Here is a 26162-nt window from a genome sequence, read left to right as displayed (position 1 = left end):
CGCCTAGCCGAGGTCGGGATCCGGCGGCTAGCGTCTAGTCATGGTCCGGGGTCGTCCCGGGCCAGCCGGACGGTCCGGACCTGCAGTCGCATGGGTTCCGCATCCGACCCGTGCCTTCGGGCCCCGGTGGAGCCGGATCGCGGGCGGATCGGGTGCACGCCCGACGGAGCAGGCCTGTGACGAGTCGACGTACCACCCCCCGGGCCGATCAGGGCCCGACCGCCGCCACTGTCCCGTCCAGCCGTAGCCGGACCCGCCGAGCCCCGGACGCCGCCGCGTCCGAGCCGGCCGACCGGTCCGCCGGCCCAGCCCAACCGGAGCCGCCAGTCACCGCTCGTGCGTACGTCCTGGACACCTCGGTCCTGCTGTCCGACCCGGGGGCGTTCCACCGGTTCGCCGAGCATGAGGTGGTGATCCCACTGGTGGTCATCTCGGAGCTGGAGGGCAAGCGGCACCATCCGGAGCTCGGTTGGTTCGCCCGGCAGTCCCTGCGGATGCTGGACGAGCTCCGGGTCCGCCACGGTCGGTTGGACCAGCCGGTGCCGGCCAACGAGTCGGGCGGCACGTTGCGGGTCGAGCTCAACCACGCCGACACCGACGTACTGCCGCCGGGCTTCCGCAACGAGTCCAACGACACCCGGATCCTGTCGGTCGCGCTCAGCATGGGCGCGGAGGGCCGGGACGTGGTGCTGGTCAGCAAGGACATGCCGCTGCGGGTCAAGGCCGCCTCGGTCGGTCTGGTCGCCGACGAGTACCGGCACGGCCAGGCCAGCGACCCGACCTGGACCGGAATGGCCGAGCTGGAGTCCACCGACGAGCAGGTCAAGCAGTTGTACGCGGGCGAGGCCGTCGACCTGGACAGCGCCGCCGGGCTGCCCTGCCACACCGGCCTGGTGCTGCACGGCACCGGCGGCGCCGCGCTCGGCCGGGTGATGGCCGACAAGACGGTACGGCTGGTACGCGGTGACCGGGAGGCGTTCGGGCTGCGCGGCCGCTCCGCCGAGCAGCGGATCGCGTTGGACCTGCTGCTCGACGAGTCGATCGGGATCGTCTCGCTGGGCGGTCGGGCCGGCACCGGCAAGTCGGCGCTGGCCCTGTGCGCCGGCTTGGAGGCGGTGATGGAACGGCGCCGGCACAAGAAGGTCGTCGTCTTCCGCCCGCTGTACGCCGTCGGCGGTCAGGAGCTCGGCTACCTGCCCGGGTCCGAGTCGGAGAAGATGTCGCCCTGGGCCCAGGCGGTCTTCGACACCCTCGGCGCGGTGGTGCACGAGAACGTGATGGAGGAGGTGCTCGCTCGCGGCATGCTGGAAGTGCTGCCGCTGACCCACATCCGGGGCCGCAGCCTGCACGATGCCTTCGTGATCGTGGACGAGGCCCAGTCGTTGGAACGCAACGTCCTGCTCACCGTGCTGTCCCGGATCGGACAGGGCTCCCGGGTGGTGCTCACCCATGATGTCGCGCAGCGGGACAACCTGCGGGTGGGCCGGCACGACGGGGTGACCGCGGTGATCGAGGCGCTGAAGGGGCATCCGCTGTTCGCCCATGTCACGCTGACCCGTTCGGAGCGTTCTCCCATCGCCGAAATGGTTACTGATCTGTTGGAGGACATCCCGCGCTGACCCCACCCGGTGCGGGGCTATGCCCCACTTTCGGGTGAAAATTGTCGTGACCAATATCACATTCAAAGTCCCGCGTTTCCCAACAGCCTCACCGTGAGCGATGGTGGTCGACGAGCGCGCGCACCGGCGACGACCGATATCCGGGTCGTCGGTGGTGGTGCGTCAGCCGACCACCATCGCGGCCGGCCGACGTACGACCCACCCGGTCGGGCGCTCACGGCGTGCCCGGGCCATCCGCACCGCCGCACCGCACGTGACGGTCGCACCGCACCTGGCAGCGGCCGCCGCGAGCCGGCCGCTCATGCCGGCCGGCCACGCGGGCGCGAGCGGTGCCGACCGGCCCGGCCCGCCGTGTCCTTGCCCCCGACGAAGGGACCACTTCGTGAGTCGGCTGTGGAGCCGGTTCGGTGTCCGGGCACTCGCCGTCGGCCTGCTCGTGACAGGCGTCGCCGGCGGGTTCTACCTGGAGAGCGACCGGGAGACCCAGCAACGCATCAGCGACGCCCGCTTGGCCGCCGAGGCCGAGCAGGTCGAGCTCGAACTGCTGCGCCAGCGCCGGGCCGAACACCAGCGGATGACGGTGCAACGCCGTACCGCCGAACGGGAAGCCACGGAGAAGGCCCTCGCCACGGCCAAGGCCGAGGCGGCCAAGGCCAAGCGGGCGGAGCAGGTGACCCAGCAGAAGCAGCAGGAGGCGGCGGCCCGGCCGCCGGCGGCGACGGTGCCCTACACCGGCGAGATCCCGGAGTCCTGCGACGAGTTCAGCGGCAACCGGGCGATCGGCTGCGCCCTCACCCTGGAGAAGGGGTGGGGCCTCGACCAGTTCGCCTGCCTGAACAAGCTCTGGAACAAGGAGAGCGGCTGGAACCACAAGGCCTACAACGCGGCCTCCGGTGCCACCGGTATCCCCCAGGCGGTGCCGGGCAACAAGATGTCCTCGGCCGGTGCCGACTGGCAGACGAACCCGGCGACCCAGATCAAGTGGGGCCTCGGTTACATCAAGAATCGCTACAGCACCCCGTGTGGCGCGTGGCAGCAGTCACAGAACGCCGGCTACTACTGATCCGGCCCTGACCGTCGGCAGCACCTGTCGCACTCGTCACCGGCGGCGGTACGGACCATCAGGTCCGTACCGCCGCCGGTGTTTTTGTGCGGTTTCGCCAGCTGTCGGCTGGCGTCGGTTGCGCGGACCTGATAGCTACTAGGAGATGGCGTACATGGGGACCTCCGGTGGTGACCCGAACCGCTTCGGCACCGAGGCCTTCTACGCCTCGCTCGGCCGGGCGTTCGTCGCGATGTGCGCGGTCGTCCCGGTGCTGTTCGTCATCGAGGCGTTCGACGTCTGGCTGAGCGCCGGCTTCGATCTGGCCGCCGGCATCATCCCCCGGCGTATCGACGGGCTGGACGGGGTGTTCTTCGCCCCGTTCCTGCACCACGGCTTCGACCACCTCTACAGCAACAGCGTCCCGTTGATCCTGCTCGGCACCTTCGTCCTGGCCGCCGGAGTCCGCCGGTTCCTCTACTCCACCCTGGTGATCATCCTGGTCAGCGGGCTCGGCGTGTGGTTCACCGGCGCGCCGAACACCGTCGTGGTCGGCGCCAGCGGGGTCGTCTTCGGCTACCTCGGTCTGGTGCTGATGCGCGGCATCGTCGAGCGCACCTGGTGGAACCTCGGCGTCGTCCTGCTGGTCGGCCTGCTCTACGGCTGGCAGTTGGTCGGCATCCTGCCGACCGACGCGTTGATCTCCTGGCAGGGCCACCTCTTCGGGTTCGTCGGCGGGGTGCTCGCCGCGATCCTGTTCCGCCGTCGGCGCGACTACGACCCGTACGACCCGGATCCGCTCACCATGCCCTGACCGCGCCCCGGGTCAGAGGTCGAGCTCGGCGATCGGCCGGCCGTCGAAGTCGACCGCCGAGTACAGCGCCAGCTTCTCCAACCGGTGATGCGAGTCGATCACCCGGATCGTGCCGCTCTTGGAGCGCATCACGATCGACTGGGTGTACGCCCCACCCGAGCGGTACCGCACCCCGTGCAGCAGGTCACCCGAGGTGACCCCGGTGGCGACGAAGAAGCAGTTGTCGCCGGTCACCAGATCGTCGGTGCGCAGCACCCGGCCCAGGTCGTGTCCGGCGGCGACGGCCTTGTCCCGCTCCGCGTCGTCGCGTGGCCAGAGCTTGGCCTGCATCGCGCCGCCCATGCACTTCAGCGCGCAGGCGGCGATGATCCCCTCCGGGGTGCCGCCGATGCCCATCAGCACGTCGACGTCGGACTCCTCGCGGGCCGCCGAGATCGCGCTGGCGATGTCACCGTCGGACAGGAACCGGATCCGGGCACCGGCGTCGCGGATCTCCTGCACCAGTTCGGTGTGGCGGGGCCGGTCGAGGATGCTCACCGTCACGTCGGAGACGCTCGACTTCTTGACCCGGGCGATCCGCCGCAGGTTCTCCCGCACCCCGGCCTCGATGTCGATGACGTCGGCGCAGTCCGGGCCGACCGCCAGCTTCTCCATGTAGAAGACCGCGCTGGGGTCGAACATGGCGCCCCGCTCCGCCACCGCCAGCACCGCGAGAGCGTTCGGCATGCCCTTGCTCATCAGGGTGGTGCCGTCGATCGGGTCGACCGCGACGTCGACCTCCGGCCCGGAGCCGTCACCGACCCGTTCACCGTTGAACAGCATCGGGGCGTTGTCCTTCTCGCCTTCGCCGATCACGACGACGCCACGCATCTGGATCGAGTTGATCAGTTTGCGCATCGCGTCGACCGCGGCGCCGTCGCCGCCTTCCTTGTCTCCCCGACCCACCCACCGGCCGGCGGCCATCGCCGCGGCTTCGGTCACCCGGACCAGGTCCAGGGCCAGGTTACGGTCGAGATTCTGCGGGCTGCGGGTGCCGGTCCCAGTCATCGGTGCTCCTCCTCGCGACGGTGCGGGGCGCATCCCGGAGCACGGCGTCGCCAGCTCCGGTCCTGAGGGAATCCTGGCACGTCACGACGGTGCCAGGTGGTCGCGGGGTGGTCGCGGAGCGGCCCGGCCGTGCGTCGGTCCGCGCTGGCGAACTGGGAGGATGGGCGGATGGAGACGACCGGGCCGGCGAGACCGGCGCGCGACCGGGCCGAACGCACCCCGAAGGACATCACCCTGTCGCTGCTCGTCCTGCTGGTGCCGATCCTGCTGGTCTTCGGGTTCTACCGGGTCTTCCTCGGTGCCGACGACCCGGTGGCGGTCGACCCCGGGCCGGCGTACGAGCAGGCCGGCGCGGCGGGCGAGTTCCCGGTGCGCTCGCCGGACGGCCTCGGACCGGACTGGGTCGCGGTGAGCGCGGTCTTCCGGCCGGCGTCGGCGGCGGACGGCCCGACGCTGCGGGTGGGCTATGTCACCCCGGCCGGCGCCGCCGTCCAGGTGGTGCAGAGTTCGCGGCCGGCACCAGAGCTGCTGGTGGCGGAGCTGACCGCGACCGCGCAGCCGCAGGGCGACGTGGCGATCGGGGCGACGACCTGGCAGCGGTACGCGGCCCGGCCCGGCGAACGCGCACTGGTGTGGCTGGCGCCGCAGCACAGTGTGCTGGTGGTCGGCGCGGCCGACGCCGACGAGCTGCGGGTGATGGCCGAGGCGCACACCCCACACTGATACGTCGGCGGGTCCGGCCCGTCCAGGGCGGTTGCCTGGGCCGGGAATCCGGTTTCCGGGCCGCGGGTGGCAGACTCGACGGGGTGAGCGACGTGGCCGCATCGTCGGTGGATGGTGAGCTGGAGAGCCTCAGCCTGGTGGAGTTGGCGGTGCGACGGCTGCGTCGCGAGATCCTCAGCGGCAAAACCGACCCGGGGGAACGGCTCGTCGAGGAGCATCTGACCCGCCGGCTGGGCATCAGCCGGGCGCCGCTGCGCGAGGCGCTGCGGCTCCTCGCCGAGCAGGGCCTGGTGGAGCACGTACCACGGCGTGGGGTGCGGGTGGCGACCTTGTCCGACCGCGACGTCCAGGAACTGTACGCCGTGCGCGACCTCCTGGAGCGGCACGCGGTGGAGGCGGCGCTGCCGGTACGCCGGGACAGCGCCCTCGGTGGCCTGCGGGCCGCAGTCGACCAGATGCGGCTGGCCACCACGGTCGGTGACCGGCTGCGGGTCGCCGAGGCGCATCGGCGGTTTCACGTAGAGCTGGTCGGCCTGGCCGGCAACCGGCAGCTCACCGGGGTGTACGAGTCGGTGCTGTTGAAGCTCCAGCTGTACATGGCGATCAATCTGCGGCGGGAGGCTGAGGTGGCGCAGCCGGTCGACGGGGTGCACCGGCACGAGCGGCTGCTCGCCGCGATCGAGGCGGGGGATCCGACGGAGGTGCTCCGTGAGCTGGCTGAGCACGGTGCCCGTACCTATCTGAGCTGAGCCGACCGGTGACCGCCTCGGGCCGGCCCGACCAGTGATCACGTCACACGTTCGTTACCAGGGAAGACGCTTCCGGAAACAGTTCGGTCGACAATCGACTGTATTGACGAAGGAGGCGCGATGGCCCTGATCGGCCCGGTCAAGGCGGACCCCTACGCCTGGCCGTACGACGGAACCGTACCGGTCGAGCGGGCCGCGCTGCTCTGCATCGACTGGCAGACCGACTTCTGCGGCCCCGGCGGGTACGTCGACGCCATGGGCTACGACATCGGCCTGACCCGGGCCGGCCTGCCGGCCACCGCCCGGCTGCTGGCGCACGCCCGCTCCCTCGGCATGCTGGTGGTGCACACCCGCGAGGGTCACGCCCCCGACCTGTCCGACCTGCCGGCCAACAAGAAGTGGCGGTCGGCCCGGATCGGCGCCGAGATCGGCGGGCCCGGGCCGTGCGGCCGCATCCTGATCAAGGGCGAGCCGGGCTGGGAAATCGTGCCCGAGGCCGCCCCGGTCGACGGCGAGGTGATCGTCGACAAGCCGGGCAAGGGCGCCTTCTACGCCACCAACCTGGACCTGGTGCTGCGTACCCACGGGATCACCCACCTGCTGCTCACCGGGATCACCACCGACGTCTGCGTGCACACGACGATGCGGGAAGCCAACGACCGCGGCTACGAGTGCCTGATCCTCGCCGACTGCACCGGCGCCACCGATCCGGGCAACCACACCGCCGCCCTGAAGATGGTGACCATGCAGGGCGGGGTCTTCGGCGCGGTGGCCACCGCCGACGACGTGATCGCGGCGACCGGGCGGTGAACGGTCCGGCGGCGGAGCAGCCGGTGCGGGTACCGGCCCGGCCAGCCACGTACACCTTCGAGCCGGCCACCACCGCGTTGCTCGTCATCGACATGCAGCGCGACTTCCTGGAGCCGGGCGGATTCGGCGAGAGCCTCGGCAACGACGTCACGCAGCTGCGCCGTACCATCGCTCCGCTGCGGCGGGTGCTCGCCGCCGCCCGCGCGACCGGCCTGACCATCGTGCACACCCGGGAAGGGCACCTGCCGGACCTGTCCGACTGCCCGTCGGCGAAGCTGCGGCGGGGCGGGCCGAGCCGGCGGATCGGCGACCCCGGTCGGTTCGGTCGGATCCTGATCCGTGGCGAGTACGGCCACGACATCGTCGACGAGCTCGCGCCGGTCGGCGGCGAGCTGGTGATCGACAAACCGGGCAAGGGCGCCTTCTACGCCACCGAGCTGGACGGCCTGCTCGCCGAGCGGTCGATCACCAGCCTGCTGGTCACCGGGGTGACCACCGAGGTCTGCGTGCACACCACGGTCCGGGAGGCCAACGACCGCGGCTACGAGTGCCTGGTGCTGGCCGACTGCGTCGGGTCGTACTTCCCCCGGTTCCACTCGGTCGGCCTGGAGATGATCGCCGCGCAGGGCGGCATCTTCGGCTGGGTCACCGACTCGGCGGACCTGCTCGCCGCCCTCACCCCGGTCACGCCGTGATGGGCGAAGTGAACCGTCCGGACGTGCTCGCCGAGGTCCGGGCGGCCTTCGACAGCTACGAAAAGGCGTTGGTCGACAACGACGTCGCGGCGATCGTCGACTACTTCTGGCCGTCCGAGCACACGGTGCGGTTCGGCGTCGCCGACCACCAGTACGGCATCGAGGAGCAGCGTCGGTGGCGGGCGGCGCAGCCGCCGCTGCCGCCCGGCCGGCGGCTGCACGACGTGGTGATCACCACCTTCGGCACCGATGTCGCGGTGGTGACCTGCCGGTTCGACTATCCCGGCGGCACCGTCTCCGGCCGGCAGTCACAGACCTGGGTACGCTGCACGGCCGGCTGGCGCATCGTCAGCGCCCACGTCTCCGAGCCGGCCGCCCCGCCTGCCACCGACCCTGCCACCGACCCTGCCGTCGATCCGACGGCATGAGCCGAACACCAGACACCTGATCCGATGCGGGAAAGGTATCTGGTGTTCGGCTCATTCACGCGTGGAGCGGGTCAGCGGTAGCGTGTGCCCGCCGATCAGGCGCAGGTCTTGTCAGGCGTACGTTTCGAACTCGGCGATCTGCGGGGTTCCGGACGCACCGGTGATCTCGAAGCTGATCTTGCGTAGTGTGGTCGGCGCGAAAGTGATCACGCCGGCACCGCTGCCGGTCGCGAGGGTGGCGCCGGTGTCGTGGTTGTACAGCCGCCACGACCCGACGTTGCCGACGGCACCCGACGCCTCCCGGATGTTGACCGCGGAGACGGTGGTGTCCGAGCCCCACTTGATCGAGATACGTCCGGTGGAGCCGCTCGGCGACCAGTAGGTGCCCAGGTCGCCGTCCCGGACATCGCCGTAGCTGGTCCCACTGGCCTTGCTGGAACCGTCCGAGCCGGCTCCGATGCTCAAGTTGGTGCCACCGGGTTGGGTCGGGGACGAGGTGGGTTGGGGGGCCGTCGGGCTCGGCGTCGGGTCGGGCCCGGTGCCACCGGACACCTGCAGATAGTCGATGTTGCTCAGGCCCTCGGCGTCGGCGGCGACCAACCGGATCGTGTTGGTCCCGCTGTTGAGAGGTACAGACACGGAAACGTTCGACCAGCTGGTCCACCCCCCGGTCGGGCTGAACGCGACCCCTTGCCGCACGGTCGAGCCGTTGACCACCAGGTTCGCCGGCCGGTTGCCTGAGCCGCCGTTGGCATGCCGGATGGTCAGGTCCGTGGTGCCTCCACTGGAGCTGACCAGGAACTGTGACGCCGCGCCCGAGGCGTTCTCGGTGTTGCAGTACCCGCCGCCGGAGTATCCGGAGTGCTCCGACTCGATGTCACCGTCGCAGGAGGCCGGCGAGTACTCCGCCTCGTACCGTCCGTCCGGGCCGGGCGTCGGCGGCACGGTCGGCGTGGGGCTCGGCGGGTTCGACGGGGGCGGCGAGGTCGGCGAGGTCGGCGTGCAACTGCCGTCCGAGATGCGGTTGCCCTTGTTGGCACCGGCCAGTTGACGGACCAGATTCGGCACGCAGCTGGCCTCGTCCAGGCTGTACGGGTACGGGATGCTGACGCTGGTGTTCGACGTAGGGTTCGGCCCGGCCGGGTTGGTGTCGCCGCTGCGGGACGACCAGGTCACGTTGTCGTAGATGTTCCCGCTGACCTGCCAGTAGCCGGCCTCGCTGGTGTAGAACGTGCCCAGCACGTCCTTCGAGTCCTGGAAGTAGTTGTTGTCCACCTTGGCGCGTCCGCCGGCCCGAGAGTTGATGCCGGACTCGTGCAGGTCGACGTAGTAGTTGTTGTAGATGTGCGAGATGCCGCCGCGCAGCAGCGGCGTGCGGGAGTCGATGTTCTCGTACAGGTTGTGGTGGAACGTCACGTAGCCGTTGGACCGGTCACTCTCGCTGGACCCGATCAGGCCGCCCCGGCCCGAGTTGCGCAGGGTGCTGTACGACAGGGTCACGTACTGCGTGTTGTTCTTCATGTCGAACAGGCCGTCGAAGCCCGCCGACTCGCCGCCGGAGGCCTCCAGCGTGACGTGGTCGACCCAGATGTTGCGGACGTCGGCCTCCATGCCGATGGCGTCCCCGCCGTTGGAGGTCGGCGAGCCCGACTTCTTGACGTTACGGACCGTCACGTTCTGGATGATGATGTTGCGGGCCTCGCGGATGTGGATGCCGATCTGGTCGAAGACCGCTCCGCTGCCGACGCCGATGATCGACACGTTGCTGATCTGCTTGAGCTCGATCACGTCGTCGGCGGTGTTGCAGCTGTCGCCGGAGACCTTGCTGGTGTTGCCGTGGTTGATCGTTCCCTGGACCTCGATGACGATCGGGGTGCTGCTGCTGGCCCGGTTGCACAGGGCTGTGTGCAGGGCGGTACCGGTGCTGACCCGTACGGTCTGTCCACCTGTGCCACCGGTGGTGCCGCCGTTCTGGGTCGCGAAGCCGGTGGCGCTGCCGGTTGCCGCCGAGGCCTGCGGGATCGCCAGTGCCAGGCCGACCGTGCCGGCCACGGCCGTGGTGGCCAGCCCTGCGAGGAGTCGCAGTGCGACTGGTCGTCTCATCGTTGTCTCGCCTTCGTCTTGACTGCTGGAATCGGTTCGACTGCTGGAGGATTCGTGCCGCCCCGGCGAACTGGTGCGGCACGCGGTTGCAGCCCGTGGTCAACCTGCCGGCAGCGCCGGTGTGGCCGTTGCCCGGCCGTCGACGGACGGCCATCGGCCCGCGACGGCGGCGGCTGGGGCAGGGACGCCTCGACCCAGGTGCGGTGCTCTTGGTGCTGTGGACGAGTCGGCGGCTCATCGGGCCCCGTGGACGCGGGGTCGTCAGCGCTGAGGGCGCGAGGTCACCCGGACCGTCCTCACGTCCCCGCCGCCCGGTGTGCTGCAGCACACCGTTGCCCAGTGCTTCGGAAAGCGCTTTCCCCTGCGAGGATAGGGTGACGTCTATCAAGTTTGCAAGATCGTGACCGGATTGCGGCGAAATGCCGTTGTACGTGGGTGAGCTGCCCCGGACGGCTCAGCCGTCGGTGGAGCGGGCACTGCGGGCGGCGTCGAGTCGCTGGCGAGCCCCGTCCAGCCAGCGCTGACAGGCGGCGGCCAGCTGCTCGCCGCGCTCCCACAGCGCCAGCGACTCCTCCAACGTGGTGCCGCCGGACTCCAGCCGCTCCACCACCGAGGCCAGCTCGGCGCGGGCCTGTTCGTAGCTCAGCGAATCCGCCGCCGGCGGTCCGCCGGCCGGCCCGGTCGCCGCAGCGCCCGCCGGTCCAGCCGCCGCGGCGTTCCTCGGTCCGGTCGCCGTACCGCGGTCAGCTGCCTTCTTGGTGGTCACCTGATGCCTCACTCATTCGGGTCGGGCGGCGGCGACGGCCGGCAGCTCGCCGCCGGCCAGTCGCAGCCGCAGCGGGTCGCCGACGGCGACGTCGTCGGGGGAGCGGACCACCGCGCCGGCGGTGTCCTGCACGATCGCGTACCCCCGGTCGAGGGTCGCGGCCGGTGACAGCGCGCGCAGCCGGGCCAGGGTGTGCCCCAGGCCGGCGGTGCCGGCGGACAGTCGGTGCTCAAGACACCGGGTGGCCCGGTCCCGTAGCGCGTCGACCTCGCCGGCCCGTCCGTCCAGCAGCACCTGCGGCCGGGCCAGCACCGGGCGGGACCGGACCATCTCCAGCCGGTGCGTCTCCCGGTCGAGCAGGCCGGCCACCGCCCGGTCAAGCCGGTGCCGGGCCAGGGCGATCAGTCGCAGTTCCTCGGCCAGGTCGGGCACCAGCCGTTTGCCGGCGTCGGTCGGCGTGGACGCCCGTACGTCGGCCACGTAGTCGAGCAGCGGCGCGTCGGTCTCGTGACCGACGGCGCTGACCACCGGGGTGCGGCAGCCGAACACCGCCCGGCACAGCGCCTCGTCGGAGAACGGCAGCAGGTCCTCGACGCTGCCGCCGCCCCGGGCGATGACGATCACGTCGATCGACGGATCCGCGTCGAGCACCGCCAGCGCGTCGATCATCTGCGGCACCGCGCCGGACCCCTGCACCGCCACGTTGACCACCCGGAAGTCGACCGCCGGCCAACGTCGGCGGGCGTTGGTCAGCACGTCCCGTTCGGCGGCCGATGCCCGGCCGGTGATCAGCCCGATCCGCTGCGGCAGGAACGGCGGGCGGCGCTTTCGGGCCCGGTCGAACAATCCCTCGGCGGCCAGTAGCTTCTTCAGCTTTTCCAGCCGGGCCAGCAGCTCGCCGAGGCCGACCTGGCGGATCTCGTCGGCGCGCAGGCTGAGCGTGCCCCGGGCCGGGTAGAACTCCGGCTTGGCGCGCAGCACCACCCGGGCGCCGTCGGTCAGCTCCGGCGCGCCGAGGTCGAGCACGTCGCGGTTGGTGGTGACGGTCAGGCTGAGGTCGGCCGACGGGTCACGCAGGGTCAGGAACACCGTGCTCGCGCCGGGCCGTCGGCTGATCTGCGCGACCTGCCCGTCGACCCACACCCAGCCGAGGCGGCCGATCCAGGCGCTGATCTTCTGGCTGACCACCCGGACCGGCCACGGCTCGTCCGCGCTGCTGCGCGGCGTCGCGTCGGTGTCGGTCACCGGGCAAGGGTACGGGCGGGCGGTGACACCATCGCCGCTCGCCCCGCCGGTCGGCGAATGCCGGTCGGCCCCGGTCCGGTCCCGCCGGTCGGCCACGCTGCCGTCGTGGTCGACGGCACGTAGACTCGGCCGGGTGAGCGAGCCTGACGCGAAACCGGTCCACCGCAAGCGGGTGCTGCTGGCCAACCCCCGTGGCTACTGTGCCGGCGTCGACCGCGCGGTACAGACCGTGGAGGAGGCGCTGAAGCTGTACGGCGCCCCGGTCTACGTACGCAAGCAGATCGTGCACAACAAGCATGTGGTCTCGACCCTGGAGGCCAAGGGCGCGATCTTCGTCGAGGAGAACGAGGAGGTCCCGCACGGCTCGACCGTGGTCTTCTCCGCGCACGGTGTGGCCCCCGAGGTGCACCGGCAGGCGAAGGCGCGGTCGTTGAAGGCGATCGACGCCACCTGCCCGCTGGTGACCAAGGTCCACCAGGAGGCCCGCCGGTACGCGGCGCAGGACTACGACATCCTGCTGATCGGCCACGAGGGCCACGAGGAGGTGGTCGGCACCTCCGGCGAGGCCCCGGCGCACATCCAGCTGGTCGACGGCCCGGAGGACGCCGACAAGATCACCGTACGGGACCCGGAGAAGGTGGTCTGGCTGTCGCAGACCACGCTGTCGGTCGACGAGACCATGGAGACGGTCGCCCGCCTCAAGCGGCGGCTGCCGATGCTGCAGTCGCCGCCGACCGACGACATCTGCTACGCCACCCAGAACCGCCAGCAGGTGATCAAGCAGATCGGGGCCGAGTGCGACGTGGTGCTGGTGGTGGGTTCCCGTAACTCGTCCAACTCGGTGCGGCTGGTCGAGGTGGCGATCGACGCCGGGGCCCGCGCCGGCTACCTGATCGACTTCGCCCACGAGATCGACGACGCCTGGCTGGCCGACGCGACCACCGTCGGGCTGACCTCCGGTGCCAGCGTTCCCGACGAACTCGTTCACCAGGTGGTCGACCACCTCGCCGACCGGGGCTTCACCGACGTCGAGCAGGTCACCACGGTCGAGGAGACGATCACCTTCTCGCTGCCGTCCGAGCTGCGCCGGGACATGAAGGCAGCGGCGGTGGGAACGGACGTCCCGGCCACCGCGTCCTAGCCGGTATGAGAGTCACTCGGATCGGCGTACCCCTGTTGCTGACCTGCCTGGCGCTGCCGGCGTGCGGCACCGGTGAACCCACCACCGAGCCCGACCCCGACCCGGTGCCGACCGTGACGGTCGCACCGTCCTCGCCGCCGGCAGCCGAATCACCGAGCGGAGGTGCCACGGTGACCCCAGCACCGCAGACCCCTGGACCGCCTGAGGACCTGCCCACCTCTGTCCCGGGGGGCACCCCGGGGCCGGAAAAGTCGACCGGGTCGTCACGGCCGATGACCCTGACCGGCACCGTGGAGGCCGGGGTGGAGCACGACTGCTACCTGCTCGACGGCTATCTGCTGGTCGGCGGGTCGCGTGACCTGATCCGCCCGGGTGCCCGGCTGAGCGTCACCGGTCACGTTCAGGCCGACCTGATGACCACCTGCCAGCAGGGCACCCCGTTCATGGTGCAGCGGGTCGAGCCCGCCTGACCGGCGACGCGACCACCGACCCTGACCCCCGCCGAGCATCGACCCTGGCGCCCGCGCCGGCCACCGGCTTCGGTGCCGGTAGACACAGCGAAGGGCCCACCCCGAGCCGGGGTGGGCCCTTCTGCCGTCGTACGGCCGAGCCGAAGGTCAGCTCACCGAGCTGACCGAGACCCCGCCGCGGCCGACGACCGCGCCCTGGTCGGTGACGACGAGCATCTCACCGAACAGCTCCCGGCCCGCCTCCGGAGTGGCGTCCACCGTGACGCTGCCGCTGAGCGTGGCGCTGGCGCCGTTGGCCAGCTCCGTCGAGCCCGACTCGACCGAGATGGTGCCCAACCCGGTCGAGTAGAACACGTCCAGGTAGTCGTACTCGGTGGTGCCGGCCGGCACCGAGTACCCGTCGACCTCGATGTCGTAGACACCGGGTGCCGGGTTGTTGATCGTCACGGCCTCCTCGGAGTCCCCGTCGGCGGTGTACGCGATCAGCGAACCGTCCCGGTAGACGAACAGGTCCAGGTCGGCGCTGAGATCGCTGGTGTTGCCGATCTTCGCGAACAGCTGGGTCGCCCCGGCCGGGACCGTCACCTGGAAGGTCTGCACCTCCAGGTCGGCGATGGTCGGCCGGTCGCTGTTCGCCGAGCCGAGCGAGCCGCCCTGCCCGGAGACCATCACCGGGCCGAAGGTGTTCTCCACCGTCCAGCTGAGCGGGGTGGACTCACCGAGGGTGACGTCCTCCAGCACCGTGGTGGCCGGGTCGACGGTGACGCCCTGCACCTGAACGGTCAGCTCGAACGGGTTCTGCAGCATCGGCGAGGTCCGCCGCGACTCCACCTCGATCTCCCAGACACCCGGCAGCGGGTTCTGGTAGTCCCGCTCCTCCGGCTTGCAGATGCTCGGGTCGGAGAAGTTGGTGTAGCAGCGCAGACTGCTGGAGCTCTCCAGCGGTACGCCGTACGGGTCGATCGCGATGAACCGGGTCTGCGATCCGTCCGCGATGCCCGACAGGCTGACCTGCAGCGCCGTCGCGCCTTCCGGCACCGTGACGAAGTACGACGTGTACGCGTTACGCGCCACCTTGCCGGAGGTGCTGAACTCGTACTCCGGGCTGGTCATCGCGGTCGACGCCACCACGGTGTTCATGATCTCGAAGTCGACCGTGGCGGTGAACGGGTTGTCCACCCGGAGGATGGCGCTGTGCACGCCGGCGTCCGGGGTGGCCCGCACGTTGAACGTGACGGCCTCGTTCAGCGGCAGCACCACCTGGCCGGGAGCGGCGAAGGTGCCGTCGTTGCCGACCCACTTGAGCTTGTGCAGCAGGTCGACGTCCGGGCCGCTGGTCCGGGTGATGGTGACCGGGTAGGACTTGAACTGGCCCGGCCGGTGACCACCGGCGTCGGCGGCGCACCGGTTGTAGACGCCGGTGCCCTCGTGCGGGGTGGCCAGGTACTCCGAGATCGGCGTGCAGACCGGAGCGGTGACGTCGTAGCCGTTGACCTCGATGCCCTCGCGCAGCAGCTTCCAGGTGTCGGCCACGTGCAGCATGCCGTTGCCCTGCTCGTGGGCGGAGGCACCGTTGATCCAGCGGGCACCGCTGTACAGCGCCCGACGCAGCTGCACCGGGGTGACGTCGAGATCCTTGGCCTTGACGCCCGACATCAGCAGGGCGACCGCGCCGGTGGCCTGCGGGGCGGCCATCGACGTGCCGTTGTACATGGCGTAGCCGGGCGGCAGCGGGTAGCCGGCCTCGGGGACCGGACCGCCCTCCTCCCAGCCGGCGACGGTGGAGATGGCCGCGCCGGGGGCACTGATGCTCGGCTTGAACCCGCCGTCCTCGGCCGGACCGCGCGACGAGAACGGGAACAGCGAGTTGCGGGTGCGCACCTCGGAGCCGTAGTTGGCCAGCCAGGTGTCCCGGCTCACGCTCGCGGCGACGCTGACCACGCTGGAGGCCACCGACGGGTCACCGATGGTGTTGGTGCCCGGGCCGGAGTTGCCGGCGGAGATGAACATCTGCACGCCGTACACGTCGATCAGGATGTTGTACAGCTCGGCGCGGGCGTTGTTGCCGTCGTTGAGCGCCGGCAGACCACCGATCGACATGTTGATGATGTCGACGCCCCGGTTGATCACCAGGTCGATCATGCCGTCGGTCAACGCGGCGGCGGTGCAGCCGCCAGCGAAGGTGCAGGCCCGCGAGGAGACCAGCTTGGCGCCGGGCGCGGCGCCGTCGAAGTCCTCGTTGCCCAGCATGTCGTTGGCGGCCACGATGCCCGCCACGTGGGTGCCGTGCGACGACGAGATCAGCCCGATGTTGACGTAGTCGATCAGGCCGGGGCCGCCGACCGGAGCGGTGTCGACGTCGGTGCGGAACTCGACGACGAACGGCACCTGCTCGGCGATCGGGGTCGCCGGGTCGTCCGTGCCGAAGTGGCCGATGTCGAAGTTCTCCTGGTACGGGCGCATCACCGGCTCGTCGGTGAAGTCGAAGTCCTGGTCGACGTCGACCCGTACGTCGTTGGTGGCCGGGTCGTACAGCACGCCGAACCGGTCGTTGGTGTCGCCGTCGCGGTTGACGTCACCGTCGGCCGCCCCACCGGCGGTGATCGACTCCGAGAACAGGTTGATCATGTAGTCGCCGGCCGGCGCGGACCAGCTGACCCCGGCGTAGCTGAAGCTCGGGCCGCTCACGCTGGTGAGCATCGGCCGCCAGCTGCCGTCGTTCTCGTACACCGGGTCGATGGGGGTGACCCAGTCGATGACCTTCCGCTCCCCGGTGGTGGTGGTCTGCAGCGCGGGGTGGTCCAGGTCGATCCCGGAGTCCATGATGCCCACGACGACGTTGCGGCCGTCCCAGCGCGGGTGGCTCTTCTTGAACGAGACCGCGCCGGTTTCGCTGGTCGGCATGTAGGGGTTGACCGCTCCGGTGTCCGGCCCCGGGCCGGTGGTCGTGCTCGCCACGGAGGAAGCCGCCGCCATGCTCTCCGGCGCCGGGTCCGGCATCGGGATCGTCTCGTTGAGGTCGACCGCCGAGACCCCGGGCAGCTTCGACGCCGCGATGACGTTCTTGACCGGGACGCGGGCCCGGACGTAGCCGACCTCGTCGACCTGGTTGCCGATCACGCCGCCGAGCTTCTTCAGCTCGGCCGCGACCTTCGGCGCCTGGCCCTGCTCGGTGGCGACCAGCAAGGTGACACTCTGCTCGCTCTTCGCCTCCGCCTCGGCGAGCAGGTCGAGATCGTGCGACCCCAACGTATCGGTAGGGGTGTCCTTCAGTACGTCGGCCTTGGTCGACGGGTTGGCGCTCGCGGTGGACGCACCACCCGCCAGCGTCACGGCACCGGCCACCATGACGGATGCCAGGAGCGCGGCAGAGGTTCGCCGTCTCCAGATGCGGGGTTTACTCACGTTCTCTTCCTCCGGAAGAACTGGGCCCTGTGGTGCAGGGCACGTGTGACCGCATCCTTTGTGTTCCGGTGGATCGCTGTCACTACCTAGCCAAGCGTTGTGACCAGCCCGTGACATGCACTTCCCTGAATGGGTGGTGTGGTCGTAGTGAAATGCCTGCAATGAGTAATGTCAATCCGGGGTTTTTCCAGCTCAACCGGTCCACTCGGGACGTGTCCGATGCGCCCGGTCGTCGCCGGTCGACGGCGTTTCCAACTCCGGTGCCTGCACCTGACGCGGCGCCACTTCGACCTGTGGCGGTGGCGTCAGATCGGTGCCGGAGACCCCGAGATCGGCGAGTTTGCGCGCACTCACCAGGACCCGTCCTTCCAACGATCCCACCGCCCGGTTGTACGCGGTGACCGCGCCACCCAGCGCGTTGCCCAGTTTGGTGACGTGCTCGCCCAGCGTGGCCAGCCGCCCGTACAGTTCACGGGCGAGTCCGTGCACCGCCACCGCGTTGCGGGCCAGCGCCTCCTGCCGCCACGAGTACGCCACCGTGCGCAGCAGCGCCACCAGCGTCGCCGGGGTGGCCAGCACGATGTCCCGGCTGAACGCGTGCTCCAGCAGAGCCGGGTCGCGCTGCAACGCGGCGTCCAGGAACGGGTCGGCCGGCACGAACAGCACCACGAACTCCGGAGTCTGATCGAACGCGGACCAGTACTGCTTCGCGGCGAGTGCGTCCACATGGGTCCGCAGCTGCCGGGCGTGACTGTCCAGGTGCTGGTCCCGGCTACGCTCCTCGCGGGCCTCCATCGCGGACAGATAGCCGTCGAACGGCGCCTTGGCGTCGACCACCACACTGCGCCCGCCGTGCAGCCGAACCACCAGGTCCGGACGGACCGTCTGCTGCTCGGTCCGCGAGGTCACCTGCTCGGAGAAGTCGCAGTGCTCCAGCATTCCGGCCGCCTCGACGATGCGCCGCAGCTGGTGCTCACCCCACCGGCCACGCACCTGGGGCGCGCGCAGCGCCGCGACCAGCTGCTTGGTCTCGGTACGCAGCTCAGCGGAGACCCCGCCCATCGCCCGGACCTGCTCACGCAGTTCGGCGTACGCGTCGACCCGGTCGTGCTCCAGCTCGGCCACCCGCTGCTCGTAGCGGCGCAGCGCGTCGTGCAGCGGTGCCACCGCCCGCGCCACCGCCTCCTGCGACTGGGCGGTCGCCTCGTACGACAACGCCCGCATCGACTGCTCCAGCCGCCCCTCACCCTCGCGGGTGGCGCGCAGCGTGGCATCCAGACGCGCGATCTGGGTCGCCGACCGGGCCTGCGCGGCGAACCACCCCAGCGCCCCACCACAACCCAGACAGACGACCACCACCGCCACCGTCGCGACATCCACGCCCGGAAGCATGTCAAACAGGTACGCCACCCGCCCGCCGACGCCCGGGTACCGCCCGTCGTTGTGGCTGGTGGTGGATCAGGGCGGCTAACGTCGTAGCCATGGAATTTCTTCTGCTCCTGGTCTTGGTGGCGTTGTTCGCCGGCGGCCTGCTGTGGTGGCGGGGGGAGAGCGCCGCCCGCAAGGAGCGGGCGCTGGCCGACGCCCGGGCCGAGGCACAGCGCTGGTACGAGCGGCTCGGCGGCCAGGTGATGAACCTGCACGGCGACCAGCCGGCGGTCCGGCAGTCGCTGCTCGACGCCGGAGAGCGCTACACCGCGGCCGGCTCCCAGCTGGAGCAGGCCCGCAGCGTCAAGCAGTTCGAGCTGGCCCGGGAGACCGCCCTGGAGGGCCTGGCCTACGTCCGGGCGGCCCGGGTGGCACTCGGCATCGACCCCGGGCCCGAGCTGCCTCCGCTGGCCGCCGCCCGGGGCGCCGGACAGCTCACCAAGGAGCGGGAGGTCGACGTCCAGGGGCAGACCTTCCGGGCCGGGCCCAACCCGGGCCCGCAGACGCCGCACTACTACCCGGGCGGCTACCACCAGGGCCGGCCGGTGCCCGCCGGCTGGTACTCCCAACCGCTGTGGAAGCCGGCGCTGGCCGGGGCGGCCGGCGCGATCGGCGGCATGCTGGTCTTCAGCGCGTTGTTCTCCCCGGCGTTCGGCGACCCCGGCTACGACGCCGGGTACGCCGCCGGAATGGAGGACGGCGGCGGCGGTGACGAGGACTTCTCCGGCGGCGAGGACTTCTCCGGTGGCGAGGATTTCGGTGGCGGCGACTTCGGCGGTGGGGATTTCGGTGGCGGCGACTTCGGCGGGTTCGGGGATTTCTGACCTTCGGAAGTAGGGCTACCCGGATGGTCCGCCGACCGGTGAACGGGCAGGCTCGTCGTCGTGGACACCAAGCGACAGATTCAGCGCGGCTGGCTCGCCGGTCTCGGCGCGGCGGCCCTGGCCACCGGGGCGGCGACCGCCGCCGCCCAGTCGTCCGGGCGGTTCCACTGGTGGGCCGGGTTCGTCCTGGTGCCCGGCGCGTTGATCGCCGCCGCCGGTGGCCCGCTGCTGGCCCGCGGTGGCGGCCGGGCCTTCGGCGGGTACGTCATCGCCGGCATCGGCGCGATCGTCTTCACCGTGGGCGCGCTGCTCATGCTGGGGCTGATGGGTGACGGCTGGCCGTTGCTCGTCGTGCTGCCCTGCCTGGCGGTGGCCGGCACCTACCGTTGGCGTCCGGACCATCCGCTCGCCCGAGGGCTGCACCGCACCGTGGCCCTGCTGGCCGTCACCGGTGCCGGGGTCGGTGTCACCCTCGGGCTGATCGTGACCGGTCTGGTCGACGTCGGCGACACCGGCTGGTGGGGCGGTTTCATGATGCTCGCCGCCGCCGTGGTGTTCGCCAACGCACTCGAACTCGGCCGGCACCGGATGCCGTACCGGCTGCAGGCGGTGACGCTGCTCGTCGGGCCGTCGGTGGTGGCCTGCCTACTCGGCCTGCGCTTCCTGCGTGGCTGGTGACGGCAGGCGCCGGCGGACCACCTGTCGGCGAACGGGTCCGACACGGTCAGCCGGCCTGGACCGGCACCCAGTCGACGTACTTCGCGGTCCGCCCGTCACCGGACGAGCGGCCGCGCAGCCGGCGGTGCACCCAGGGCACCACGAACTCCCGGTAGTAGCGGGCTTCGGCGAGCAGGCTGCGCCGTCCGACCGGTGCCGGGTCGACCACGTGCGCCTCGGTCGGGTGGCCCAGCCCGTCCAGCACCAGGCTGGCGACCCGGCGGTGGCCAGCCGAGTTGAGGTGCAGGCGGTCGGGCGACCAGTACTGTTCGCGGCGGATCTCCACGTCGCTGAACACGTCGATGAAGTCCAGGCCGTGCCGGGCGGCGAGCTCGGCGGTGGCGGCGGTCAGCGCCGACCCGCGTCGCCGCATCGTCGCGCCGAACGGCAGCCGGGCACTCGGGTCACCGCCGCTGAGCAGCACCAGCCGTACCCCGGCATCGGCGCAGCGGCGTACCGCGCCCTCGGTCAGCGCGACCAGCCGGCCCAGGTCCGTGCCGGCGCGCATCATGTCGTTGCCGCCGCCGTTGAGCGTGATCATCGTCGGGAGCGGGGACAGCGACAGCGCCCGGTCGAGTTGGTCGGTGACGATCGGCTCCAGCAGCCGTCCCCGGATCGCCAGGTTGGCGTACTGCACGGGGCCGCCGTTGGCGGCGGCGAGCCCGGCGGCGACCAGATCGGCCCAGCCGCGCACGGTGCCGTCCGGCAACTCGTCGCCGAGCCCTTCGGTGAAGCTGTCCCCGATCGCCACGTACCGCACCCGCGACCTCCCCGTCCCGCGAAACCAGCGGCACCAAGTTACCTCCCGGTACCGGCCGGTGCTGTGACGCGGATCCCGTCCGGTCGATCGCCGACCGTGAACCACCTGCATAGGTGGCAAACGGTGGATCTAGAAGGATCTGGACGGTATATCGACCACAATACTTCTAGATCGCGACGGCCAGCGCGTGCCGGATATCCGGATGCCGAGGAGTCAACGGTGTGCGATGGTCGGCGGCGTGACCGACTATCTTGCGCTCAACCGGGCCAGCTGGGACGAGCGCGCGCCGGCGCACGCCGCCTCACCGGACTACCGGGTGGCGCAGCTGATCGCCAATCCGGAGCTGCTCAGCGAGGTGGTGCGCTTCGACCTGCTGCGGCTCGGTGACCTGACCGGCGTACGCGGGGTGCATCTGCAGTGCCACATCGGCACCGACACGCTGTCACTGGCCCGGCTCGGCGCGACCATGACCGGCCTGGACCTTTCCGGCGCGTCCCTGGCCGAGGCCCGGCGGATCGCCGCCGCAGCGCAGACCCCCATCGAGTACGTCGAAGCCGATGTCTACCGCGCCGTCGAGGTGCTCGGCGCGGGCGGTTTCGATCTCGTCTTCACCGGGATCGGCGCGCTCTGTTGGCTGCCGAGCGTGACCCGGTGGGCGGAGACGGTGGCCGGGCTGCTGCGCCCGGGCGGACGGCTGTTCCTGCGGGAGGGGCACCCGGCGCTGTGGGCGGTCGACGAGACCCGCCCGGACGGCCTGCTCGTGCTCGACCTGCCGTACTTCGAGACGGACCGCCCGCTGGTGTGGAACGAGGACGGCACCTACGTCGACACCGACGCCAGCTTCACCCACAACCTGACCCACTCCTGGAACCACGGCATCGGGGAGATCTTCACCGCGCTCACCGGCGTCGGGCTGCGGGTGACGATGCTGATCGAGCATGACAGTGTGCCGTGGAACGCGCTGCCCGGCCGGATGACCAAGGGCGACGACGGCGAGTGGCGGTTGACCGAACGACCGGAGCGGTTCCCGCTCAGCTACACCCTGCAGGCGGTCCGGGTCAGCTGAGGCTGTCCCGCCACTGGTGGTGCAGCACGGCGTACCGGCCGCCGTCGGCGATCAGGTCGGCGGGCCGACCGTCCTCGACGATCCGACCGTCGTCGAGGACCAGCACCCGGTCGGCGATCTGCACCGTCGACAGTCGATGTGCGATGACCAGCGCGGTACGCCCGTGACCGGTCGGCCGCCCGGCGCCGTTGTGGCCGGCGTCGTTGTGGCTACCGTCGTTCTGGCCGCCGTTGAGCATGGTCTGCAACGCCCGCTGCACCAGGCGCTCAGTCGGCACGTCGAGCGACGAGGTCGCCTCGTCGAGGATCAGCACCGCCGGGTCGGCCAGCACCGCCCGGGCGAAGGCGACCAACTGCCGCTGCCCGGCGGACAGCCGCCCGCCGCGCCGGTGCACGTCGGTGGCGTACCCGTCGGGAAGTCCGGAGACGAACTCGTGCGCGCCGATCGCCCGCGCCGCGGCCTCGACCTCGGCGTCGGTCGCGTCCGGCCGACCGAACCGGATGTTGTCCGCGACGCTGCCGGCGAAGAGGTGGTTCTCCTGCGTCACCATGATCACGTTCCGCCGCAGGTCGTGGCCGGCGATCTCACGCAGGTCGACGCCGTCGAGGGTGACCGACCCGCTGACCGGGTCGTAGAGCCGGGCCACCAGCTTGGCGATCGTCGACTTACCGGCCCCGGTGGCCCCGACCAGCGCGACCGTCTGCCCGGCCGGGATCCGCAGGCTCAGCTCGGGCAGCACCAGACGGTCCGGCCGGTAGCCGAATGAGACGGCATGCAGCCGCACCGCGCCGCGTACCGGCTGCGGCAGCGGACGCGGCCGTACCGGCTCGGGCACGTCCGGCCGTTCGTCGAGTACGCCGGAGAGCTTCTCCAGTGCCGCGGTCGCCGACTGCAGCGAGTTGTAGAACTGGCTCAGCTCCTGCATCGGCTCGAAGAACCGGCGCAGGTACAGCAGGAACGCGGCGAGCACGCCGATCTCGGTGCGGCCCTGCAGCACCTGCCAACCGCCGAAGGTGAGCACCATCGCGATAGCCACGTTGCCGATGCCCTTGAGGCTCGGTGAGTAGATCGCGATCAGCCGGAACGCGTGCAGGCTGGCCCGCTGGAAGCCGGTGTTGACCTCGGAGAAGATCTCCTGGTTGCGGGGCTCGCGCCGGAACGCGTGCACGGCCCGGACCCCGCCGAGCGACTCCACGAAGTGGACGATCAGCAGCGCCACGGTCTCCCGGGTACGCCGGTAGGCGACGGTGGAGGCGCGGGCGAACCAGATCGACATCCACACCAGGAACGGGAACGCCAGCAGCGTCACCAGAGCCAGCGGCAGATCCAGCCAGAGCAGGATCGCCGCCACCGAGACCACCGACAGCCCGGCGAGCACCAGATCGTCGATGCCGCCGTTGACCAGCTCGGAGATCGAGTCCATGTCACTGGTCAACCGGGCCACCACCCGGCCGGAGGTGTAACGCTCGTGGAAGCTGACCGACAGATTGAGGAAGTGCCGGTACACCCGCTGACGCAGGTCGAGCAGGATCGCCTGACCGATCCGGGCAGACAGGATCAGGAAGCTGCGCTTGCCGACGTACTCGGCGACGGTGGCGACCGCGAAGGCGACGGCGATCGCGACCAGCGGCCCCGCGTCGCCGTCGTCGGTCAGCGGCGGGATGGCCCGGTCGATGCCCAGCATCACCAGGTACGGACCGGCCATCGCGGCAGCGTTCTGCAGCAGCAGCAGGGCGACCGCGACGGCGATCATCCGCCGGTGCGGCCGGGTCAGCGAGCCGAGTAGCGCCCGGCTGCGGGCCCGGACCCGGGCGTTGTCGACCGGACCGCCGCCGTCGTCTCCGCCGCTGACCTCGTCCGCCGCCCGGTCGGAGACCCCGCGCCAGTCGGGCTGCCCGTGGTCTGACCTGGTCGCGTCACGATCCCTCGCGTCACGATCCGTGGTGCCGCCGGCATCGTCGGTCCGGCTCACCGGGACCTGACCAGGCCGGGTCCGTCGGCGGAGAGTACGGCCCGGTAGGCGGGCACGGTGGCGAGCAGTTCGGTGTGGGTGCCGACGGCCGTGATCCGGCCCGCGTCCAGCAGCGCCACCCGGTCGGCGAGCGCGACCGTGGACGGCCGGTGCACCACCAGCAGCGCGGTGGTGCCGATCAGCACCCGGCGTAGCGCCTGCTCCACCAGCGCCTCGGTGTGCACGTCCAGGGCGGACAGCGGGTCGTCGAGCACCAGCACCCGGGGCCGACCCAGCACCGCCCGGGCCAGCGCCAGCCGCTGCCGCTGCCCGCCGGACAGCGAGAGCCCCTGCTCGCCGATCCGGGTCCGCAACCCCCAGGGCAGGTCGTGGACGAAGTCGGCCTGCGCCAACCGGACGGCGGCGTGCACCTCCGCGTCGGTGGCGTCCGGCCGACCGAGGGTCAGGTTCTCCCGAACCGACATCGAGAACAGCGTGGGATCCTCGAACGCCACGCCCACGCACCGGCGCAGCTCGTCGAGGCGCAGGTCGCGCAGGTCGTGACCGTCCAGGGTGATCCGACCGCCGGTGACGTCGTACAGTCGCGGCACCAGCGACACCAGGCTGGTCTTGCCGCTGCCGGTCAGGCCGGCGATGGCCAGCGTCTCACCCGGCCGTACGGTGAGGTCGATGCCGCGCAGCACCGGCTCCGGCGTACCCGGGTAGCCGAAGGTGACGTTGTCGAAGCGCAGCTCACCGCGGACCTCACCGACCCGGAGCCGGACGGCCTCCGGCCGGTCGACGATCGACGGCGGGGTGTCCAGCACCTCCTGGATCCGGTCGGCGGCGGTCATCGCCTCCTGGGCGTGCGAGATGATCCAGCCCAGCGACTTGATCGGCCAGATCAGCATCAGCTGCAGGGTGACGAAGGCGACCAGCTGACCGATGGTGAGCTGCTGGTCCGCGACGGCGACGGCCCCGACGACCAGCACGACCGCGAGGCTCGCGTTCGGCACCAGGTCGTAGCGGGCCGACGCGTGGGCGAGCAGCCGGCCCTTACCGACCGCGGTGTCGTGCAGCTCGCGGGCCAGGCCGGTGAAGCGCGCGGTGAGGTACGGCGCGCGCCCGAACGAGATGATGGTCCGCAGCCCTTGCGCCGACTCCTCGACCAGGGTGGCCAGGTCGCCCTGCTGGTCCTGCATCCGTCGGGAGACCCGCAGGTAGGCGTGGGTGAACTGGCGGCTGAACAGGTAGAGCGGCACGGCGCTGGCCGCCACCACCAGCCCCAACGGCCAGTACAGGTGCAGCAGCAACGCCACCACGGTCAGGTAGGTCGCCGAGTTGAGGATCAGGAACAGCAGTCCGAAGGAGAGGAAGCGTCGGATAACCGACAGATCGCTGATCGCCCGGGACAGCAACTGCCCGGACTGCCACTGGTCGTGGAAGGTGACCGGGAGCCGCTGCAGGTGGGTGTAGATGTCGTCGCGGATGGTGCCTTCCATCCCGATCGACGAGGCGCTCTGTGTCCACCGCCGGATGAAGATGAGCACCGCCTCGACGACGCCGAGCAGCAGGGCGAGTCCACCGAGCAACAGCAGACCGGCGGGATCGCCGGCGGCCACCGGGCCGTCCACCACCTCGGCGATGACCAGCGGGATGGCGATGCCGGCTCCGGTCGCCGCTGCGGCGGCGGCCAGCAGCCAACCGAGTTGACCGAGGTACGGGCGCAGATAGCGGCGCAGCCGCCAGAGATTGTGGACGGCGCGCCGCCGGGGCGCGGATCGGTCGGGTACGGCGTCCACACCACGACGGTAGCCGGTGCCGGCACCGGTTCACTGCCCCGCGAAGGTCACCTGCGATTCATGGTCGAGCAGCCACTTCTTGATCGGCAGACCCCATCGGTAGCCGCCCAGCGTGCCGTCGCCGCGCAGCACCCGGTGACAGGGGACCACCAGCGCGACCGCGTTGCGGGCGCAGGCGCCGGCCGCTGCCCGGACCGCTGCCGGCCGGCCCGAGCGCAGGGCGAACGCCGTATAGCTGACCGGCTCGCCGGGCTTCACCTCACGCAGCGCCGACCAGGCGGTGCGCTGGAACGGGCCGCCGTGCTGGCAGACCGGGAGCTGGTCGATCGCGGTCAGCTCACCGGCCAGGTAGGACCGTACGGCGCGGGTGACGTCGCCGAGGTCGGCCCGGCGGCGGACCGGCCCGCGCAGGTCGGGGTGGATCAGGGCGAGCAGGTCGTCCGGGTCGGCGGTGAAGCCGGCGGCCCGTAGCGCCCCGTCCGGGTCGGCGATCAGCGTCAGCGGCCCGACCGCCGTGGCGACCGTACTCGTGTCCAGTGTCGAAGGCGTTGTCATGG

Annotated in this window: 22 protein-coding genes and 1 pseudogene; 13 read left to right on the top strand and 10 right to left on the bottom strand. The window is 71.0% G+C overall.

Features of this window, described 5'->3' with window-relative positions; all coding sequences use genetic code 11:
• The first annotated feature begins 176 nt into the window (after positions 1-176).
• The 3 genes from EDC02_RS28340 to EDC02_RS28330 all read left to right on the top strand — a co-directional run bounded on the left by EDC02_RS28340 (position 177) and on the right by EDC02_RS28330 (position 3475).
• Positions 177-1619, top strand: coding sequence for a PhoH family protein (locus EDC02_RS28340; RefSeq protein WP_123605392.1), 1443 nt, complete (start codon positions 177-179; stop codon positions 1617-1619).
• Between the two features lie 382 nt (positions 1620-2001).
• Entirely contained in the window at positions 2002-2682 is a 681-nt protein-coding gene (locus EDC02_RS28335; RefSeq protein ID WP_123607177.1) for a transglycosylase SLT domain-containing protein, read from the top strand.
• 154 nt (positions 2683-2836) lie between these two features.
• The gene (locus EDC02_RS28330) at positions 2837-3475 is read left to right on the top strand and encodes a rhomboid family intramembrane serine protease (RefSeq protein WP_370461577.1); all 639 of its coding nucleotides are present in this window, start codon (positions 2837-2839) and stop codon (positions 3473-3475) included.
• A 12-nt stretch (positions 3476-3487) separates the two neighbouring features.
• On the opposite strand, the gene glpX is transcribed toward EDC02_RS28330, so the two are convergent.
• Positions 3488-4522 carry a class II fructose-bisphosphatase gene (gene glpX / locus EDC02_RS28325; RefSeq protein ID WP_123605390.1) on the bottom strand — a complete coding sequence of 345 codons (1035 nt, stop codon included), beginning with the start codon at positions 4520-4522 and terminating at the stop codon, positions 3488-3490.
• A gap of 168 nt (positions 4523-4690) precedes the next feature.
• On the opposite strand from glpX, the gene EDC02_RS28320 reads away from it, so the two are divergent.
• From EDC02_RS28320 to hpxZ, 5 genes are all read left to right on the top strand, one after another.
• Positions 4691-5245 carry a DUF4245 domain-containing protein gene (locus tag EDC02_RS28320; protein ID WP_123605389.1) on the top strand — a complete coding sequence of 185 codons (555 nt, stop codon included), beginning with the start codon at positions 4691-4693 and terminating at the stop codon, positions 5243-5245.
• An 83-nt stretch (positions 5246-5328) separates the two neighbouring features.
• Positions 5329-5994: a GntR family transcriptional regulator gene (locus EDC02_RS28315; protein ID WP_123605388.1), complete on the top strand. Its 666-nt coding sequence runs from the start codon at positions 5329-5331 to the stop codon at positions 5992-5994.
• 120 nt (positions 5995-6114) lie between these two features.
• Positions 6115-6804: a cysteine hydrolase family protein gene (locus EDC02_RS28310; protein WP_199757948.1), complete on the top strand. Its 690-nt coding sequence runs from the start codon at positions 6115-6117 to the stop codon at positions 6802-6804.
• A 23-nt stretch (positions 6805-6827) separates the two neighbouring features.
• A complete protein-coding gene (locus EDC02_RS28305; RefSeq protein ID WP_233606484.1) occupies positions 6828-7499 on the top strand; it encodes a cysteine hydrolase family protein in 672 nt (223 codons plus the stop codon).
• Positions 7499-7927, top strand: coding sequence for an oxalurate catabolism protein HpxZ (gene hpxZ / locus EDC02_RS28300; RefSeq protein WP_123605386.1), 429 nt, complete (start codon positions 7499-7501; stop codon positions 7925-7927). The genes EDC02_RS28305 and hpxZ overlap by 1 nt, the downstream gene beginning before the upstream one ends.
• 537 nt (positions 7928-8464) lie before the next feature.
• On the opposite strand, the pseudogene EDC02_RS28295 reads toward hpxZ, so the two are convergent.
• The 3 genes and pseudogenes from EDC02_RS28295 to xseA form a co-directional block, all read right to left on the bottom strand.
• Positions 8465-10030, bottom strand: a pseudogene (locus tag EDC02_RS28295) (carbohydrate-binding protein); the annotation flags it as partial.
• A 454-nt stretch (positions 10031-10484) separates the two neighbouring features.
• Positions 10485-10676 (bottom strand): exodeoxyribonuclease VII small subunit, encoded by a 192-nt coding sequence (locus tag EDC02_RS28290; protein ID WP_123607175.1) that lies wholly within the window; start codon positions 10674-10676, stop codon positions 10485-10487.
• 132 nt (positions 10677-10808) lie between these two features.
• The gene (xseA, locus tag EDC02_RS28285) at positions 10809-12041 is read right to left on the bottom strand and encodes an exodeoxyribonuclease VII large subunit (RefSeq protein WP_123607174.1); all 1233 of its coding nucleotides are present in this window, start codon (positions 12039-12041) and stop codon (positions 10809-10811) included.
• A 133-nt stretch (positions 12042-12174) separates the two neighbouring features.
• Between xseA and EDC02_RS28280 the strand changes: the two genes are divergently transcribed.
• Complete coding sequence (locus EDC02_RS28280) at positions 12175-13182, top strand: 4-hydroxy-3-methylbut-2-enyl diphosphate reductase (protein ID WP_123605384.1); 1008 nt, start codon at positions 12175-12177, stop codon at positions 13180-13182.
• A gap of 5 nt (positions 13183-13187) precedes the next feature.
• Positions 13188-13652, top strand: a complete 465-nt coding sequence (locus EDC02_RS28275) for a hypothetical protein (RefSeq protein WP_123605383.1) — start codon at positions 13188-13190, stop codon at positions 13650-13652.
• Between the two features lie 147 nt (positions 13653-13799).
• Here the strand turns inward: EDC02_RS28275 and EDC02_RS28270 are convergent, their stop codons facing one another.
• A complete protein-coding gene (locus EDC02_RS28270) occupies positions 13800-17057 on the bottom strand; it encodes a S8 family serine peptidase (protein ID WP_123605382.1) in 3258 nt (1085 codons plus the stop codon).
• 192 nt (positions 17058-17249) lie between these two features.
• Positions 17250-18449, bottom strand: coding sequence for a DNA recombination protein RmuC (locus EDC02_RS28265; RefSeq protein WP_123607173.1), 1200 nt, complete (start codon positions 18447-18449; stop codon positions 17250-17252).
• 89 nt (positions 18450-18538) lie between these two features.
• Here EDC02_RS28265 and EDC02_RS28260 point away from each other — a divergent pair, with 89 nt between their 5' ends.
• Positions 18539-19309: a hypothetical protein gene (locus EDC02_RS28260; protein WP_123605381.1), complete on the top strand. Its 771-nt coding sequence runs from the start codon at positions 18539-18541 to the stop codon at positions 19307-19309.
• A gap of 60 nt (positions 19310-19369) precedes the next feature.
• Positions 19370-19987, top strand: a complete 618-nt coding sequence (locus EDC02_RS28255) for a hypothetical protein (RefSeq protein WP_199757947.1) — start codon at positions 19370-19372, stop codon at positions 19985-19987.
• Between the two features lie 46 nt (positions 19988-20033).
• Here EDC02_RS28255 and EDC02_RS28250 read toward each other — a convergent pair whose 3' ends face one another.
• The gene (locus EDC02_RS28250) at positions 20034-20786 is read right to left on the bottom strand and encodes an SGNH/GDSL hydrolase family protein (protein WP_123605380.1); all 753 of its coding nucleotides are present in this window, start codon (positions 20784-20786) and stop codon (positions 20034-20036) included.
• Between the two features lie 238 nt (positions 20787-21024).
• On the opposite strand from EDC02_RS28250, the gene EDC02_RS28245 reads away from it, so the two are divergent.
• Positions 21025-21852 carry a bifunctional 2-polyprenyl-6-hydroxyphenol methylase/3-demethylubiquinol 3-O-methyltransferase UbiG gene (locus tag EDC02_RS28245; RefSeq protein WP_123607172.1) on the top strand — a complete coding sequence of 276 codons (828 nt, stop codon included), beginning with the start codon at positions 21025-21027 and terminating at the stop codon, positions 21850-21852.
• Here the strand turns inward: EDC02_RS28245 and EDC02_RS28240 are convergent.
• The 3 genes from EDC02_RS28240 to EDC02_RS28230 are packed head-to-tail and all read right to left on the bottom strand — an operon-like array spanning position 21845 to position 26160.
• A complete protein-coding gene (locus tag EDC02_RS28240; protein WP_123605379.1) occupies positions 21845-23824 on the bottom strand; it encodes an ABC transporter ATP-binding protein in 1980 nt (659 codons plus the stop codon). The two genes, EDC02_RS28245 and EDC02_RS28240, sit on opposite strands and share 8 nt — an antisense overlap.
• Entirely contained in the window at positions 23821-25605 is a 1785-nt protein-coding gene (locus tag EDC02_RS28235) for an ABC transporter ATP-binding protein (protein ID WP_123605378.1), read from the bottom strand. The genes EDC02_RS28240 and EDC02_RS28235 overlap by 4 nt, the downstream gene beginning before the upstream one ends.
• Positions 25606-25635: 30 nt before the next feature.
• Positions 25636-26160, bottom strand: a complete 525-nt coding sequence (locus EDC02_RS28230) for a methylated-DNA--[protein]-cysteine S-methyltransferase (protein WP_123605377.1) — start codon at positions 26158-26160, stop codon at positions 25636-25638.
• Between the last annotated feature and the right edge of the window lie 2 nt (positions 26161-26162).

Origin of the sequence: Micromonospora sp. Llam0 (genome assembly GCF_003751085.1) — a bacterium.
Lineage (GTDB): Bacteria > Actinomycetota > Actinomycetes > Mycobacteriales > Micromonosporaceae > Micromonospora_E.
This window is presented reverse-complemented; position numbering and strand designations above follow the sequence as displayed.